The 16,065-nt window shown below is 63.9% G+C and carries 16 protein-coding genes; 10 read left to right on the forward strand and 6 right to left on the reverse strand.

Annotated features, from left to right (window positions below; all coding sequences use genetic code 11):
- Positions 1–28 precede the first annotated feature (28 nt).
- The gene (locus tag J2Y41_RS14870; protein ID WP_224166227.1) at positions 29–1,042 is read left to right on the forward strand and encodes a LacI family DNA-binding transcriptional regulator; all 1,014 of its coding nucleotides are present in this window, start codon (positions 29–31) and stop codon (positions 1,040–1,042) included.
- On the opposite strand, the gene J2Y41_RS14875 is transcribed toward J2Y41_RS14870, so the two are convergent.
- From J2Y41_RS14875 to J2Y41_RS14890, 4 genes are all read right to left on the reverse strand, one after another.
- Complete coding sequence (locus J2Y41_RS14875) at positions 1,043–1,810, reverse strand: maleylpyruvate isomerase family mycothiol-dependent enzyme (protein ID WP_309929595.1); 768 nt, start codon at positions 1,808–1,810, stop codon at positions 1,043–1,045.
- Positions 1,810–2,634, reverse strand: coding sequence for a fumarylacetoacetate hydrolase family protein (locus J2Y41_RS14880; protein ID WP_309929597.1), 825 nt, complete (start codon positions 2,632–2,634; stop codon positions 1,810–1,812). Before J2Y41_RS14880 ends, J2Y41_RS14875 begins: the two co-directional genes overlap by 1 nt.
- The gene (locus J2Y41_RS14885; RefSeq protein WP_309929599.1) at positions 2,634–3,773 is read right to left on the reverse strand and encodes a cupin domain-containing protein; all 1,140 of its coding nucleotides are present in this window, start codon (positions 3,771–3,773) and stop codon (positions 2,634–2,636) included. Before J2Y41_RS14885 ends, J2Y41_RS14880 begins: the two co-directional genes overlap by 1 nt.
- A gap of 95 nt (positions 3,774–3,868) precedes the next feature.
- Positions 3,869–4,690 carry an IclR family transcriptional regulator gene (locus J2Y41_RS14890; RefSeq protein WP_224166231.1) on the reverse strand — a complete coding sequence of 274 codons (822 nt, stop codon included), beginning with the start codon at positions 4,688–4,690 and terminating at the stop codon, positions 3,869–3,871.
- Between the two features lie 48 nt (positions 4,691–4,738).
- On the opposite strand from J2Y41_RS14890, the gene J2Y41_RS14895 reads away from it, so the two are divergent.
- The 4 genes from J2Y41_RS14895 (at position 4,739) to J2Y41_RS14910 (ending at position 9,154) form a co-directional block, all read left to right on the forward strand.
- Positions 4,739–6,022: an aromatic acid/H+ symport family MFS transporter gene (locus J2Y41_RS14895; RefSeq protein ID WP_309929601.1), complete on the forward strand. Its 1,284-nt coding sequence runs from the start codon at positions 4,739–4,741 to the stop codon at positions 6,020–6,022.
- Positions 6,015–7,271, forward strand: a complete 1,257-nt coding sequence (locus J2Y41_RS14900; protein ID WP_309929603.1) for an FAD-dependent oxidoreductase — start codon at positions 6,015–6,017, stop codon at positions 7,269–7,271. Before J2Y41_RS14895 ends, J2Y41_RS14900 begins: the two co-directional genes overlap by 8 nt.
- A 56-nt stretch (positions 7,272–7,327) precedes the next feature.
- Positions 7,328–7,912 carry an orotate phosphoribosyltransferase gene (gene pyrE / locus J2Y41_RS14905; RefSeq protein WP_216922127.1) on the forward strand — a complete coding sequence of 195 codons (585 nt, stop codon included), beginning with the start codon at positions 7,328–7,330 and terminating at the stop codon, positions 7,910–7,912.
- Between the two features lie 105 nt (positions 7,913–8,017).
- Entirely contained in the window at positions 8,018–9,154 is a 1,137-nt protein-coding gene (locus J2Y41_RS14910) for an alpha/beta hydrolase (protein WP_309929605.1), read from the forward strand.
- A 72-nt stretch (positions 9,155–9,226) separates the two neighbouring features.
- Here the strand turns inward: J2Y41_RS14910 and J2Y41_RS14915 are convergent, their stop codons facing one another.
- Together J2Y41_RS14915 and J2Y41_RS14920 are read right to left on the reverse strand one after the other, a co-directional pair.
- Complete coding sequence (locus tag J2Y41_RS14915) at positions 9,227–9,979, reverse strand: tyrosine-protein phosphatase (RefSeq protein ID WP_309929607.1); 753 nt, start codon at positions 9,977–9,979, stop codon at positions 9,227–9,229.
- Positions 9,980–9,997: 18 nt separating this feature from the next.
- On the reverse strand, positions 9,998–10,828 hold the full coding sequence (locus J2Y41_RS14920; protein WP_223935648.1) for an HAD-IIA family hydrolase: 831 nt from the start codon (positions 10,826–10,828) through the stop codon (positions 9,998–10,000).
- 301 nt (positions 10,829–11,129) lie between these two features.
- Between J2Y41_RS14920 and J2Y41_RS14925 the strand changes: the two genes are divergently transcribed.
- The 5 genes from J2Y41_RS14925 (at position 11,130) to J2Y41_RS14945 (ending at position 15,864) form a co-directional block, all read left to right on the forward strand.
- Positions 11,130–12,416, forward strand: a complete 1,287-nt coding sequence (locus J2Y41_RS14925) for a hypothetical protein (protein ID WP_309929614.1) — start codon at positions 11,130–11,132, stop codon at positions 12,414–12,416.
- Positions 12,417–12,492: 76 nt separating this feature from the next.
- Entirely contained in the window at positions 12,493–13,179 is a 687-nt protein-coding gene (locus J2Y41_RS14930; RefSeq protein WP_224094022.1) for a TrmH family RNA methyltransferase, read from the forward strand.
- A 132-nt stretch (positions 13,180–13,311) separates the two neighbouring features.
- On the forward strand, positions 13,312–14,244 hold the full coding sequence (locus J2Y41_RS14935; protein ID WP_309929617.1) for a hypothetical protein: 933 nt from the start codon (positions 13,312–13,314) through the stop codon (positions 14,242–14,244).
- Between the two features lie 178 nt (positions 14,245–14,422).
- Positions 14,423–15,442 (forward strand): class II fructose-bisphosphate aldolase, encoded by a 1,020-nt coding sequence (gene fbaA, locus J2Y41_RS14940; RefSeq protein WP_309929619.1) that lies wholly within the window; start codon positions 14,423–14,425, stop codon positions 15,440–15,442.
- Positions 15,442–15,864 (forward strand): DUF3151 domain-containing protein, encoded by a 423-nt coding sequence (locus J2Y41_RS14945; RefSeq protein WP_224094027.1) that lies wholly within the window; start codon positions 15,442–15,444, stop codon positions 15,862–15,864. Before fbaA ends, J2Y41_RS14945 begins: the two co-directional genes overlap by 1 nt.
- Positions 15,865–16,065: the final 201 nt, after the last annotated feature.

Consider the following 16,065-nt stretch of genomic DNA (forward strand, 5'->3'; position numbering starts at 1 on the left):
CGGGGCAACACCGAGCAGGCCACCCGTCATGGGGGATGTAGCCAAGTTGGCCGGGGTCTCGCACCAGACTGTTTCCCGCGTCCTGAACAACCACCCCAATGTCAGCAGCAAAACCAAGGAACGCGTGGAATCGGCTATCGCGAGCCTTGGATACAGGCGCAACACGGCCGCACGCAGCTTGGTGACGCGGCGGTCCCGGACCATAGGCGTGCTTGCCTGCGAAACCGGCCAGTACGGACCTGCCAATACTTTGCTGGGAGTCGAACAGGCGGGCCGGGAAGCGGGCTACTTCGTCAGTATCGCCAACCTCCGCGAAGTAACAGGCGACAGCATCAACGACGCCATCGCCCATTTCCGCAACGAGTCAGTGGAGGGCGTGGTCATCCTCGTGCCCCATCCGGATGTCCTGGCCGCCCTCCGTGACGTCATCGTCCCGTTTCCCATGGTGGCCGTGGGCGCCGGAACAGGGAACGAACTGATGGGTGCTTCACTGAACCAGCGTTTGGGGGCGCGGTTGGCGGTGGAACATCTCATCGGGCTCGGACACCGACACATCGGACACATTTCCGGTCCGACGCACTGGATTGACGCGGCTGAGCGCATCAAGGGATGGCAGGAGGCACTCGGCAACGCGGGCTTGGAGGCCCACGTTCTTCTCCAAGGGGGATGGGATGCCGCCTCGGGATATGAAGCAGGCCTGGCGCTCATTGAACAGCGCAAGCTCGAGGATCAGCCAACTGTCACTGCTGTCTTTATCGCGAACGACCAAATGGCTGTGGGAGTCCTTCGCGCCCTCCAGGAAGCCGGGTTGCGGGTCCCTGAAGACATCAGTGTGGTGGGTTATGACGATCAACCTGAAGCTGCGTTCTTCCTGCCGCCGCTGACAACCATCAAGCAGGACTTTGAAGAACTCGGCCGCCGTTGCATGTCCGCGCTGCTCCAGCAGTTGGAAAGTGAAGCAGGCAACGAGGACCAGATCGTGAATCCCCGCCTGGTGATCCGCTCGACTACGGCGCCGCCAACTCCACCTGCTGCGTCGTAGCTAGATCCATGCCGGCGCGGCCGGCACTTCCTGCGTTGGGGCGCCAGGTCCGGCGGCTGTGATGCCGCCGTTGCCGCGGCCTGCGGCCCATTCGACGACGGCGGGAAGGGGACCGGTGATGATCGTCGGGTCTGCAGCGATGGTGTCGCCGAACGTCAGGCCAGTGCCGTTCCCGGCAGTGGCGTTGACCTTGATGAGAAGTCCGGTGTCGGTGCCGCGGATTTTCCAGGCGCTGGTGATGTCTTTGAGCAGACGTTCGAGGACCGATGCCGGGATGTCGTTGAAGGTGGCGCCGTTATCCAAGTCCACGGCGTGGACCCACACTTCGCGGGTGCGCATCCACACTGTTTCGGATGCTGGCACGGTGCGGCCTTGGGCGGTGCGGACTTCGTGGGACCAGTTCGCGTCCGGGAGGTCGCGCCATTCGACGGACAAGTGCACTGCGGAGTGGTCGAAGAGGTTCCGCAACGCGATCGGGGAAAGCGTGGCACCGAAGTTTATTTCCTGGTTGCGGGCCTCGGGCGAGGCATACATCGGTGTTTCCACACTGCTGGCGGCCCATTCCACGAGCCGGGCGATCGCACGGGCGTTGTAGCCCACATGTGCTACAACGTGGCGGCGGGACCAGCCGCCCAGCAGCGACGCGCCGTCGAGCTCTGAGTCGGCAAGTTCATTGAGCTTCCGGGCAAAGAAGGCGGTTCCCCGCCGCGCCTGCAGGAGTTCTTCCTGCAGGCGCGGATCGGTGGCGAGATCGTGGCGGGCGACCATCAGGCTTCCTTGACCACGCGGTTGCTTAGCTGGCCCAGGCCCTCGATGGTGGTGACCAGCAGCTGGCCTTCCTGCAGGTACCGCTTGGGGTCCTGGGCGTGCCCGACGCCGCCGGGGGTCCCGGTGGCGATCACGTCGCCCGGGTTCAGCGTGATGATCGTGGAGATGTAGGAAACCAGGAATTCGGGGGTGAACACGAGGTCGCCGGTGGGAGTGCTCTGTTGGATCTCGCCATCCACGGCGGAAGTCATGAGCGGGCCGGCGGTGAATTCGTCCTTGGTGACAAGGGCAGGGCCGAACGGGGTGGAGTTCTCCCACGTCTTGCCCTGGAGCCACTGGATGGTGCGGAACTGGTAATCGCGCATGCTGATGTCGTTCAGGACCGCGTACCCGGCAATGTGGTCGGCTGCGTCCGCCTCTGTGATGCGCCGGCCCTTCTTGCCGATGATCACCGCGAGCTCGGCTTCCCAGTCCACGGTGTCCGATTCCTGCGGCAACGCCAGGTCATCGTTCGGGCCGATCAAGGATTCCTGGTACTTCGCGAACAGGGTGGGGTACTCGGGGATTTCCCTGCCCATTTCCTTGATGTGGTTGCGGTAGTTGTGGCCCACACAGATGATCTTCCCCGGAGCAGGCACGACGGCGGCGAGGTCGGCGCCGTCGAGCGCGTGCGTTGCGCCGTTGGCCGCCTTCGCAATGGTTTCCCATGCGGGGTCGGCCAGCAACGCGCCGACGTCGGCGAAGCCGGGAATCTCGGTGAGGGTGTCGCCGTCCTGGCGGACAGCCTTGGTTCCTTCAGCGGTGCGGAGGGTGAGGAGTCTCATTACTTGCGTCCTTCGGTGTAGCTGCGGTTGAAGTTCAGTAGTTCGAAGATGGGGGCGTCGCTGAAACGGAACAGGTCAAACGAAGTTTGTGAAACAGCGTCGGCGTGAAGCGACCATTCCTGCCAGGACGGGACCACGAACAGGTCACCCTTGGCCAGGTGTTTGGTTTCGCCATTCAGGACAACGGTGCCGGTGCCTTCGAAGACCTGCCACACACTGGAACCGACCTCCCGGAGCGGCTCGGTGGTGGCGCCGGCGCGGAGGCGGTGGAATTCGGCGCGGATGGTGGGCATGACGTCCCCGCCGGTGGTGGGGTTTGAGTACCGGATGGCGGCGTGGCCCTGGGAGACGGTGGCCGGGTGGCCCTCGTCCTCCAACAACAACTGCTCACGGAGGGCTGCGTCGGTGTGTTCCCAGCGGTATGCGGCGATGGGGGAGTTGGTGGTGTCCTCCAGGCCGGAGAGCGGACGGAGGCCAGGGTGGGCCCAGAGGCGTTCAGAGCGCGAGATGTCCGGCGTGGATTCGTCCGTGACGCGTTCGGTGCCGAACTCGAAGAACCCGGCGTCCGCGTAATGGACGAAGGGAATGTCCAGCCCGTCGATCCATGCCATCGGCTGGTCTGTGTCGTTGTGGTGGCCGTGGAAGTTCCAGCCCGGGGTCAGCAGGAAGTCGCCGCGGCGCATCGCCACAGGATCGCCATTTACGACCGTCCAGACGCCTTCGCCTTCGACGACGAACCGGAAGGCGTTCTGGGAGTGCCGGTGCTCGGGGGCCACCTCGTGCGGGCCGAGGTACTGGATCGCGGCCCACAGTGTCGGCGTCGCGTACGGCGTGCCGGCCAGGCCCGGGTTGGCCAGGGCAATGGCGCGGCGTTCCCCGCCGCGGCCAACGGGCACCAGGTCCCCGGCACGCGCAGCGAGGGGGTACAGATCGTTCCAACGCCACACATGCGGGACGGCCTTCGGGGTTGGGACCATCGGCATCAGGTCACCGATCTCCGTCCACAACGGGATCAGGTTCTCCGACTCGAAGTCCTTGTACAGCTGCTCCAGCTGCGCCTGTTCCTCGGGGGTCGGCTCCGGCAGGGCGTGGCTGGCGGCCACAGATTCATGAGTCGTGTTCTCGGCGCTGATGGACACGTAGGCCTCCTCGATAGGGTCGAACAGTTTTGGCGTAGTTCGACCCTACGGATTACCGCCAGTGATCCCGAGGATATTCTGTTCTGCAGAATTCGTTATCCTGGTTCTGCCGGGTTGGCTGCGATGTCGATCTCCAGCTGTCGGCAGGTTTCCCGCAGGGCGGCGACCAAACCGGCGTCGAACACTTTGCGGAACCGGGTGGCAGGCGTGGCGACGGTTAGTGCCCCGACTACCTGCCCGCGCCGGTTGTGGAGTGCCATGCCGAGGGCGCTGACTCCTTCCTCCGTGCCCTCGAAATTGGCCGCGAAACCGTTGTTCCGGATGCTGTCCAGTTCTCGGATAAAGGCGGCATACTCTGCGTCCGGGATGGTGTCGCCGCCTATTTCGGCATTCTGGCTGCGGAAGAGCTGTTCGATCATCGGGGGTTCCAGTTCGGCGAGCATCGCTTTCCCGCCAGAGGTCTTGTCCGCCGGCATGACCGTCCCCTGACGGTCTCCGATACGCAGGACGTTGCTCCCCTCCACTGTTGCGAGGAAGCGGACCTTGGTGCCCACACGGACCATCAAGTTGACCGTCTCATCGAGCCGTGCGGACAGCAGTTCCATATGGGGCAGCGCCAAATCCCTCAGCAGCCTGGTCCAGCTGAGGCCGGCGGGGCCGACACCCATTGCCGGTCCCGGGACATAGCGCCGGTTCTCGTCCTGCACCGCGAAGCCCCGGTAAACGAGCATTGCAAGGAGCCGGTGGGCAGTTGAGGGAGCCACCCCGAGCTCTGCTGCTGCGTCCTTGAGGCGGAGCGCGCCGCCGTCGCGTAGGAGTTGGAGGAGTTGCAAGGCGTTGTCTACCGCCTCAATGGAATACGTGGGCCGCTTCTGCACGGGCTTCCGGCTGGACTGGGTGGGGGGCTTGTTCTGCACAACAGAATTCTATGGTGCTTCGGTTGCTGTTCACCTGACAGTGGTGGGATGAATCACACACTTCCCGCTGCAGCGTCGCAACGGCCTACTGCCGACCTTGGCCCCATGGCCCCGCGCTTCTCCAAAGGCCCGGCACTCGCCGTGCTGGTCTGCTGGCTGCTGGTGGTCTTCGACGGCTACGACCTCATCGTCTACGGCACCGTGCAGTCCTCCCTGATTTCCGAAACCGGCTGGGGCCTCACCAAGGCAACAGCAGGGACCATCGGTTCCATGGCGTTCCTCGGGATGATGATCGGCGCCATCTTCGCGGGCCGCATGGCCGATTCGTGGGGCAGGCGCAGGACCATCCTCGGCTGCGCGATCGCCTTCTCGGTGTTCACCGTCCTCTGCGCCTTGGCACCCAACGCGGCTGTCTTCGGATCGTTGCGACTCCTCGCCGGCATCGGTCTCGGCGGGCTGGTCCCGTCCGCCAACGCGTTGGTGGCTGAACTGGTCCCGGCAAAGTGGCGGTCCACCATTGCCACACTGATGATGTCCGGCGTCCCGATCGGTGGATCCATCGCTGCGTTGGTGGGCATTCCCATGATTCCTGCCTTCGGGTGGCAGTCCATGTTCCTCGTGGCTGTGGTGGCCTTGGTGATCGTGGTGCCGCTCGGGCTGAGGTACCTTCCGGAGACGCTCGTATCCACAGGATCCGGCGGCAAGGACTTCAAAGAGCCCGCCGGCTTCGGCTCCCTGCTCCGCGCACCCTACCTGGGTGTCAGCATGCTCTTCGCCTTGGCTACCATCGCCACGTTGTTCGCCTGGTACGGGTTGGGTACGTGGTTGCCCAACCTCATGCAGTTGGCTGGCTACAACCTGGGGTCGGCACTGACCTTCGCCCTCGCGCTGAACCTCGGCGCAGTCGCCGGCTCGGTCATCACCGCTTGGGCGGGCACACGCTTCGGTCCAATTCCGACGGCGATAGCGGCAGCCGCAGTAGCCGCCGTCGGGCTTTCGGTACTGTTGGCCGGCCCGCCGGTCACGGTGGTGTACCTCGCTTTGGTGCTTGCCGGCGTCGGAACCCATGGCACGCAGTGCCTCATTATCGCTGCGGTTGCGAGCCACTATCCCGATCACTTGCGGGGGACCGCACTTGGCTGGGCGCTCGGCACGGGTCGCATTGGCGCAGTCGTTGCGCCGCAGGTGGGTGGCCTCCTGCTGGCCGCCGGTCTCGGTGTCAACTCCAACTTCCTCGCGTTCGCCGGTGCCGCCGCCATTGCGGCGGTCCTGTTGGCCGCCGTCAGATTCACCATCAAAACCAAAATCTCCCAAGGAGCAAGCAATGTCTGAATACACCACGTCCACCGATGTCCTGGTTGTGGGAGGGGGTATGGCCGGGCTGGCCGGAGCACTGGCCCTGCGTGAAAACGGTGCCAACGTCACGCTCGTGGAACGGGCGCCGGAGTTCGGTGAGGTAGGCGCGGGCTTGCAGATGGCCCCCAATGCCTCCCGCGTCCTGAAACGCTGGGGTTTGCTGGAGAAGGCGCTGGAGATCGGAGTCCAGCCCAAGCACCTGGTGTTCCGCGACGCAGTCACGGGCGAGGAACTAACGCGCCAGAGCCTGAAAGGCGGGTTTGAGGAGCGCTACGGCGCCCCATACGTGGTGATCCACCGAAGCGACCTTCACCGCGTGCTCCTCGAAGGATGTGAAGCGGCGGGCGTGAAGCTGGTCAACGATGTCATGGTGGACAGCGTTGAAACCGTAAACGGACGCGGTGTTGTCCACACCGCGGCTGGTGTGGACTATGAAGCAGACGTGGTGATCGGGGCCGATGGGCTCAAGTCAACGCTGCGGCCGCTCGTAGCAGCAGACCAGCCCGTTTCCTCCGCCTACGTTGCCTACCGCGGCACGGTGCCCATCACCGCGGAAACCCCCGCCACGGACCTGGAGGACGTGGTTGTCTACCTCGGCCCGGACTGCCACCTGGTGCAGTACCCCCTGCGCAAGGGCGAACTGCTCAATACCGTGGCCGTATTCAAATCGCCGTCGTTTGAGCGCGGTGAAGAACAGTACGGGGGAGTGGACGAACTCCAGGCCGCCTACAAGGACTGCGTCCCCGCCGTGCAAGCAGCGCTCGCCAACCTCGGCACGGGCATCCGCTGGCCCATGTACGATCGCGAACCGATAGAAAACTGGGTTGCCGGACGCATGGTCCTGATGGGCGACGCAGCGCACCCCATGCTCCAGTACCTCGCCCAGGGCGCCTGCCAAGCCCTCGAAGATGCGGCGGTGCTGCAGGACGTCAGCAACGGTACGGTCTTCACCGCCGACGGCGTCAACCCGGATGCGTGGGACGAGGCCATTCGCTCCTTCAACTCGGTCCGGGCCGCCCGAACCGCCCGGGTCCAGCGCACGGCACGGATCTGGGGAGAATCCTGGCACGTGTCCGGAGTGGCCCGCGTACTGCGGAACCTGCTGTTCAAGAGCCGCAAGGACAACGACTTCCAGTACAACGACTGGCTGTACGCAGGCAACGTCGACGGTAGCCCCGCCCTGGTCCCGGCGCCTTCCAGCCAGACGGACCGGATTCCCGCCTGAAATGCCGGATTCCCGCCTGAAATGCCGGGCCCGGTGCCTTACGTAGAATAGAAGCCATGACTTCCACCAGTACCCCCGCTGCAGACACTGCAACTGCCCGTGCCCGCCTTCTTGAACTCATCAAAGAATTGGCGGTGGTCCGCGGAAAAGTGATCCTCTCCAGCGGCAAGGAAGCTGACTACTACATCGACCTCCGCCGCATCACCCTGCACCACGAGGCCTCCAAGCTGGTGGGCCAGGTCATGTTGGCGATGATCGACGACGCCGGGATCCCGGTTGAGTGCGCTGGCGGACTCACCATGGGTGCCGACCCCGTAGGTACCGCTGTCATGCACGCCGCTGCAGACGCCGGCCGTGCCGTGGACGCTTTCGTTGTCCGCAAGGCCCAGAAGTCGTATGGCATGGGTCGCCAGGTGGAAGGTCCCTCGGTTGAGGGCCGCAACGTGGTTGTCCTCGAGGACACGTCCACCACCGGCGGCTCCGCACTGACCGCCGTCGAGGGCGTCCGTAAGGCCGGCGGCAATGTGGTTGCCGTCGCCGTCATCGTGGACCGTGACACCGGCGCCAAAGAGAAGATCGAAGCCGAAACCGGCGTGCCCTACCTCTTTGCTTTCGGCAAGGACGAACTGGGCCTCAACTAGGGAGTTTGTGTACGGGGGATGCCCCTAAAAGCGTATTTTAGGGGCAACAACCGTGCACGAACTACGGGGCTGTAAGGCAGTGCCCGCGAAGCCTATGCTAGCTGCGTGGACGTTCAAGTAGGAAAGCTCCAGGCTCCGCCGGAGGTGAACGAAAACCTCCCGGGCCGAGGCCCTGCCATGCCCGGATCCGGGCCAGAGGACGCTGCCGATCCCGCTGCCTGGGCCCGGATCCTGCCCCACGTTTCCCGGATAAAGCGAACATCGCGCCGTAACTTCCTCATCACTGCAGGGGTTTCGCTGGCGTTGGCGGGAGACATGCTGTTTACCCGTCGCGTGCAGGCCGAGCGGCGGGCCACCAAGATCCTCCGCGTCCCGGATTCCTACTCGGATCTCTACTTTCCCAAGGCCAGTTGGATCCTTTTTCCCGGGTACAAAACCAGCTGGGAAGAGGCACAGTGGATCCTGAACTCACTGCGGCCTGCCCTTCACCAGCGCGGCCGCCTTGCCGCCGTCGGGTATTCCAACCTTGGCCTGGACGTTGATGAGATCGTCCGCGAACTCATTCTCCACGTGCGCGAGCTGGGACTGGAGAAGCTGTATTTCTATGGCCACAGCTTCGGTGGGATGCTCGCCACGCAAGTTGCCGCCCGTCTGCTGGAGCTGCATGGTGTCCAGACCCAGCTGATCGTCCTGGATTCCAGTCCCTTCAGCCGCGCTGATGTGCTGGACCAGAGCTGGTTCGACGGCGTGGTGTTCCTTTATGAGAACGGGTTCCGCATCCCTTCAGTCCTGCGCGGCGGCTATGAACTGGGGGAGCGGGTGGCGCACAAGGACGAACGCACCTGGCGGCAGATCCTGGACCAAAGCCTGGAGCAGCTTTCGCCGATCGCCCCGTCCAGCGTGCTGATCCAGACGGAGTCCGCGTATATCTACCACTTCGATGGCTTGCGTTTGGCCGGTAAAATCGGCCCGGCCAAAATGGCATTCCTCGGCAACGCCAAGGACAACACGGTCAATTATGAGTCCGCGCGGGCGGGGTGGAGCAAGGTCTTCGCGGCGAACATGAAGCTCCCGGTGCTCAGCACGGAGGGTGCCCGGCCAGCGCACGCCAGCCCTCAATGGAGCGCCGACGTTTACCGGCCGCTGTTGGAGCGGGTCCAGAATGAGCTGGAGCCGCTGCCACCTGCACCTGACGAGCCGTCGTACCAGGAGCCAAATGGACGGGTTATCCGGCCGGCCTAGGTTATTGCCGGGGATTTTCCTGTTGGGCTGCGCCTCTCATTCAACCCGGCTCTCATTCAACCCGGCTCTCATTCAACCCCGAAGCGCTTCAACCTCGACGGCGGTGAGGCCCGCCTCGCGCAGGAAGCCGCGGGCGTCCCCGAACTCCCGTGCGAAGCCGACCAGGAAATGCCGGATTGCCGCCTCCGGGCTCTGGAGGATCATGAGGTCAGGGCTGAAATACTGCGCCGGTGTGGAGGGGACGTGGAGCCGCCACGTCTCGGCCATGACCTGCAGAAGGTTGGGAAGGTTGCGCGTGGTGGCCGTGTAATCCTTCACCACAGCCTCGTCCGATTCGCCCGCGGCCATGAGCGCGATCGCCGACACCACTCCGGTCCGGTCCTTGCCCAGCGAACAATGAACCAGCGTGCGCTTGCCTTCCGCGACAGGACGCAGGGCATCGGCAACCCACTCCGGCCGGACGCGGATCCAGCCCAGATACAGATTCCCCAGATCCTCGGGAGTCTCCACTGCCTGCAGAGATCCCGCCACGGCGTTCGGGTCCAGCGGATTATGGATGAGCTCGACTCTCAGGACAGTTTCCTTGCGGCGACCGTCGTCAGTCCACCCGCCACCGCCGTCGGGCTTGGTCGCGTTCGAAGGAGAGGACCCGTTCGGAACCAACCACGGAACCAAGGAACGCTCGAGCTCGCTGCGCAGGTCCATGATTGCCTGGATGCCGTGCTCCGCCAGGAACCCCGATGTCGCGGCAGCATCCAAGCCAAACGGCTGGCTCCCCCTCAGTATCCGGCCACCGGCCAGAGGACGGAGGTTGAGCACAGCCATGACGGGACTCCTTTGGCGTTAGATCTGGCTCTTGAGGTCGGCCACGGAGCTCAGGATCTGGTTGGGCCGGAACGGGAAGGACACGATTTCTTCGCGTTGGGTGATGCCACTGAGCACCAGGACCGTGTGAAGCCCGGCTTCCATTCCTGCCACGATATCGGTGTCCATGCGGTCGCCGATCATGGCCGTGGTCTCCGAGTGGGCGTCGATCTGGTTCATGGCCGAACGGAACATCATGGGGTTCGGCTTGCCTACGATGTACGGTTCGCGGCCCGTTGCCTTGGTGATCATTGCCGCGATTGCGCCCGTTGCCGGCATGGGGCCGTCCTTGGAAGGACCGGTGGCATCGGGGTTGGTTGCGATGAAACGGGCGCCGGCCAGGATGTGGCGGACAGCCATGGTGATCGCTTCGAAGGAGTAGGTGCGGGTTTCGCCGAGCACCACGAAGTCAGGTTCCGTGTCCGTGAGGATGAACCCGGCTTCGTGCAGGGCGGTAGTGAGGCCTGCCTCGCCGATGGTGTAGGCGCGGTTGCCGGAATCAGACGACTGGACCTGGTCCTTGAGGAACTGGGCCGTGGCCAGCGCCGACGTCCAGATGTTCTCCTCCGGAACTTCCAGCCCGGAGGCGCGGAGGCGGGCTGCGAGGTCGCGCGGGGTGAAGATGGAATTGTTGGTCAGGACAAGGAAGCGCTTGGACGTATCCACCCAGCGCTGGATGAGCTCGGCTGCACCGGGAATTGCCTGGTTTTCATGAACCAGCACGCCGTCCATGTCCGTGAGCCAGCATTCGATTTCGTGGCCGTTCCGGTACACCGATGCGGACGTGTGGGGCGTGGATTCTTCTGCCATATTTGCCTCCGGCTGGGGTTTGTCATGCACTGCCTCCCAGTCTTTCATTATTCGAGCAGCTAAACATCCCAGGCATTCCTCTATGTGGGTAGTTCTACCCATGTGGAAAACCGCCGTGACTCGCCTGCTACTCGACGGACTGAACTACGCTTGTTCCGGTACAGGCGTGCCACCACCGTGGGTCGGGGGATCGACATGGTGGATTTTTTGTGTCGCCGCACGTCAGCAGGTCCCCAGCATTGGATCGACAACCGGATATCCCCGGATACGCCGGTACTCAACACGTTTGAAAGGGCCTGTCATGAGCAACAACAATGGAGTGCCGCAGCCTCCGTACAATCCCGACGGCGTGCCGCAGCCACGCTACGAAACCGGCCAGGAGCAGTATCGGCAGTATCAGCCGGGCCAGACCCAGCCGATGTATCGGCCGGAAGCACAGGAGCAGCAGCCGCCTTTGACTCAGTCCGCGGCGCCTGGGCAGGACGGTCAGACCCAGGCTCTCCCCGCGCAGCAATTCCCAACCCAGCAGGGCCACCCTGACGGCGAGTTCGCCGAGACGGTGCACCGTTACCCACAGGCGCAGCAGGGTCAGCCCGGTTTCCCGCCGCCGGGCAGCGGCTACCCTGGTCAGCCCGGCTACCCGGACCAGCAAGCCAGCGGCCAGCCTGGCTACCCCGGCCAGCCCGGCTACCCTGGTCAGCCCGGCGGACCCAGCCAGGGCCCGGGCGACCACAACAAGAAGGCGCTGTTCCTGATCCTCGGCGGGATCGCCGTCGTCGTGATCATTGCGCTGGTGGTCGTGTTCGCATGGTTGATTCCTTCGGTGACCAAACCTGTGGCCGTGGAGACGCCCGTGCCTTCCACCAGCGCCTCGGACGGAGCGTCCGACGCAGCGGCCGAGCCGTCCGATGACCCGTCCGACGAGCCTTCAGCCGACGCAACCGCCTCCTCGGAGATTCCGGAGGGTGCCATCCCGCTGCCCAGCGTGTGGGAAGAATTCGCCGGCCCGACCAATGTCCCCGCCGACGGCGACCCGCTGTTCAGCAAGTGGGTCACGGGCGAATCGTCCTTCCAGTACCTGGCCGAGTGGACCCACGACGAATCCTTCGGGATCACCAAGGACCCCACCACGGGTGAGGAGATCCAGAAGAAGGCCCAAGGCACGGTGGAGGCGGACGGCGACGGCATTGCCCTCGCTTACGCGTTCTTCGCCGAGTCCGACGAAGGCAAGTTCGGCAAGGATCCGAAAGAGATCAAGGCTGCGATCGAAGATATTGAGGCCCGCTACAAGGGCATGACGGCCACGGAGCTGCCCCAGAACCTGGTGGGCCACAAGTGCACCTCGGACTTCAAGACCTCGATGCCCGAGATCCGCGAATTCCGTCGTGGCGCCGCCGTGGTCATAGGCTTCACCTGCACCAATGCGCGTGGGGAAGAAATCCAGGCAGTCAACCTGTTCTCGGTGACACCGTGGGGAACTCCGCAGATGCTGGGCGTTAGCGGGCACAAGACCTACTGGGATGAGCACCCCGGCCTGATGGAGCAGCTGGCCAACTCGTACCGCATCAACAAGTGGAAGATGGTCTAGGCGCCCGGGCCAAGAGGCGCCGGGCAAAGAGGCACCGGGCAAAGAGGCACAGACCGGGCAGGGCTAAAGTTGAGGGGTGACTGACCTTCCCCCCAACACGGCCCTGCCCACTTCCGAGGTTCCTACAGCGGATGGCGAGGCTGAAGCGAAACCGGAGGTCGGCGTCGGGCCCTGGGAAGGCGAGTGGCCGGTTGGCGAGCACTGGGACCCGGACCTGTTGAGGGATGGTGACCGCCGCAACGTGGTGGATCAATACAGGTACTGGAAGCACGAGGCGATCGTCGCGGACCTGGATTCCAAGCGGCACGAATTCCACATCGCGATCGAGAACTGGCAGCACGACCTCAACATCGGAACGGTTGTGCGGACAGCCAACGCGTTCCTCGCCAAAGAAGTCCACATCATTGGTCGACGCCGGTGGAACCGTCGCGGGGCCATGGTCACAGACCGCTACCAGCACGTCCGCCACCACCCCACTGTCGAGGACTTTGTCCAGTGGGCGCAGGGGGAGGGGCTTGCCGTGATCGGCATCGATATCTTCCCGGATTCCGTGCCGCTGGAGACCTACGACCTCCCGGAGAAGTGCGTCCTTGTGTTTGGCCAGGAAGGCCCGGGCCTCACACCCGAGGTCCATGAGGCCGCTGTTGCTACGTTGTCCATTGAGCAGTTCGGCTCCACGCGTTCCATGAATGCCGCCTCGGCTGCGGCGATCGCGATGCACGCGTGGGTCCGCCGGCACGTGTTCCAGCAGCCGGTCTCGTAGCCTCCCGCCGAGATGGCATTTGATGACAATCCAAGCGCCGCGGATTGTCATCAAATGCCATCTCGCGGAGTGCGTGGGTGGCCAGCCTGTGGATAACCTCCCGGAGGCCGCGCAGGGGAGCCAAAATGGGGCATGCGCAGGGCGACACTTCCGGAACATCTGACCACGGGTTCCTTCTCTGTGCGTGCATCGGACAAAGCCGGCGTTACGCGGTCCCGGACACGTGCCAAGGACTTATTGGTGGTTTCCCGGGGAGTCCGTATGCCGGCCGTGTCCGCGGCTTCCGGGTCATCCGCCTTGAGGGCTTACACGGACCTGGACGATTCCTCCATCCTGGTTTCCTTGTCCGCCGCCCGGATCTGGGGTGTCCCCCTGCCAGGCAACCGCAGCGGGGATTGGCGCATTCATCTGGCCCGGCGGAGGGGGTTCAGTTTTCCGCGGCGGGTCAACGTGGCCGGACACCTCCTCACGCTTCTTCCGGAAGAAGTGGTCGAGTACGACGGCGTCAGGCTCACCTCGCCGGCGCGGACGTGGTTGGACTTGGCCGCGCTGCTGCCCTTGGAGGACCTGGTTGTGGCCGGTGACCACCTTGTGTGTTCGCATGGCCCCGATTTCCCGGTGCCCAAGGAAGCGTTGTGCAGCATCGAGGATCTGACGGAGATCGTCCGCCGCCATCCAGGCATGCGTGGCGTACGGACGGCCCGCGCAGCACTGGAACTCATCCGGGTGGGGGCGGATTCTGCCCCGGAGACGCTGATGCGCCTGGTCTTGGTCAATGCGAACCTGCCGGAACCCACACTCAACCACGTTGTCCGCGATGCCCTTGGCCGGCCAGTGCTGTGGCCGGATGCCGCCTACCGCGAGTTCAAGGTCTCCCTTCAATACGACGGCCAACATCATGGCAGCGCGGACCAGCACCTTAGGGACATCGAGCGCCAGGAAAGGTCCCTCGCGCATGGCTGGCTGGAGGTCCGGATCTCCAAGCACGACCTCCAAGGCGACAGACCCGCCGTCGTGCACAAGGTACGCCGTGCATTGGAGAGCCGTGGCTGGCGCGCGAGATGACACTTAATGCCAATGTCAGCGCGCAGGATTGTCATTAAATGCCAACTCGGCGGAAGTGTTAAGAGCCCCAGTGACCCGAAACACGGCGTCCCGGCGGATATCGCTAGGATGGGAGCTAGCCGTAAGCGGTCTACTCCAGGGTTACCAACCCACAGACGAATTCAGCATAGGAGTCACCATGCCCATTGCAACCCCAGAGATTTACTCCGAGATGATCGACCGCGCAAAGGCTGGCGGATTCGCTTTCCCCGCGGTCAACGTGACGTCGTCGCAGACTCTGAACGCTGCGATCCGCGGTTTCGCCGAGGCCGAATCCGACGGCATCATCCAGGTTTCCACCGGTGGCGCAGCCTACTGGTCCGGCGCTTCGGTCAAGGACATGGTTGCCGGTTCCCTCGGTTTCGCCGCGTTCGCCCGCGAAGTTGCCAAGAACTACAACGTCAACATCGCCCTGCACACGGACCACTGCCCGCAGGACAAGCTCGCAGACTTCGTTCTTCCGCTGCTCTCGGCTTCCGAGGAAGCCGTCAAGGCCGGCAAGGACCCCATCTTCAACTCGCACATGTGGGACGGCTCGCACGAGACCCTTTCCGAGAACCTGCGCATCGGCCGCGAACTGCTTGAGCGCGCAGCTGCCGCGAAGATCATCCTCGAGGTCGAAATCGGCACCGTCGGTGGCGAAGAAGACGGCGTTGAGAACGAAATCAACGAGAAGCTCTACACCACCCCCGAAGACGCTCTCGCTACCATCGAGGCCCTGGGTGCCGGCGAAAACGGCCGTTACCTGACCGCCCTGACCTTCGGCAACGTGCACGGCGTGTACAAGCCGGGCAACGTCAAGCTCCGCCCCGAGCTGCTCAAGCAGATCCAGTCCGAGGTTGGCGCCAAGATCGGCAAGGACAACCCGTTCGACCTCGTGTTCCACGGCGGCTCGGGCTCCACCGAGCAGGAAATTGCCGACGCCGTTTCCTACGGTGTGATCAAGATGAACATCGACACCGACACCCAGTACGCGTTCACCCGCCCGGTTGCCGGCCACATGTTCTCCAACTACGACGGCGTCCTGAAGGTCGACGGCGAAATGGGCAACAAGAAGACCTACGACCCCCGCGTCTGGGGCGCTTCCGCCGAAGCCGGCATGGCCGCGCGCATCGTTGAAGCAGCCCAGCAGCTCGGATCGGTCGGCAAGACTTTCTAATGTCCGACGAATTCCGGAAGAACCTGATGGGGCCGGAGCCCACGCTCCTGCCCGCCGAAACCGAGATTTACCAGCATCTGGCTCTCGGCAAGGAAGCGCTGGACCTCGTGGAGAAAAACCCCACGTCGTCTCTTCTGTGGGCAATCCTCGCTGAGGAAGCCTGGGCTGAGGGCCGCACCATCGACTCCTACGCTTACGCCCGCGTGGGCTATCACCGGGGACTGGACTCGCTGCGCCGCAACGGTTGGCGCGGCGTCGGACCGATCCCTTGGGAGCACGAGCCCAACCAGGGCTTCCTGCGCGCACTCTACGCACTGGGTCGTGCCGCAGCTGCAATTGGTGAGGCCGAAGAGCCGGAGCGGATCGAGAAGTTCCTGAACGACTCAGACCCGAAGGCCAAGGCAGCGATCGAGGCCAGCTAACGCCTACGCTACTAAACCGAACGACGACGGCGGCCCTCACCAAAAAGGTGAGGGTCGCCGTCGTCGTTACCCACCCAAGTAAGTCGCATTTGTGCGCGTTTTGAGCCGGCGGTTTCTAGCGGTTATCGCAACAGGAAGGTTCTGATCATCTCATTTGGGGTGCAGAAGTCGAAGCGTTGGCGGGGTCTGTCGTTGAGTTCG

This window comes from Arthrobacter sp. 1088 (genome assembly GCF_031455315.1).
In the GTDB taxonomy this organism is placed as follows: domain Bacteria; phylum Actinomycetota; class Actinomycetes; order Actinomycetales; family Micrococcaceae; genus Arthrobacter.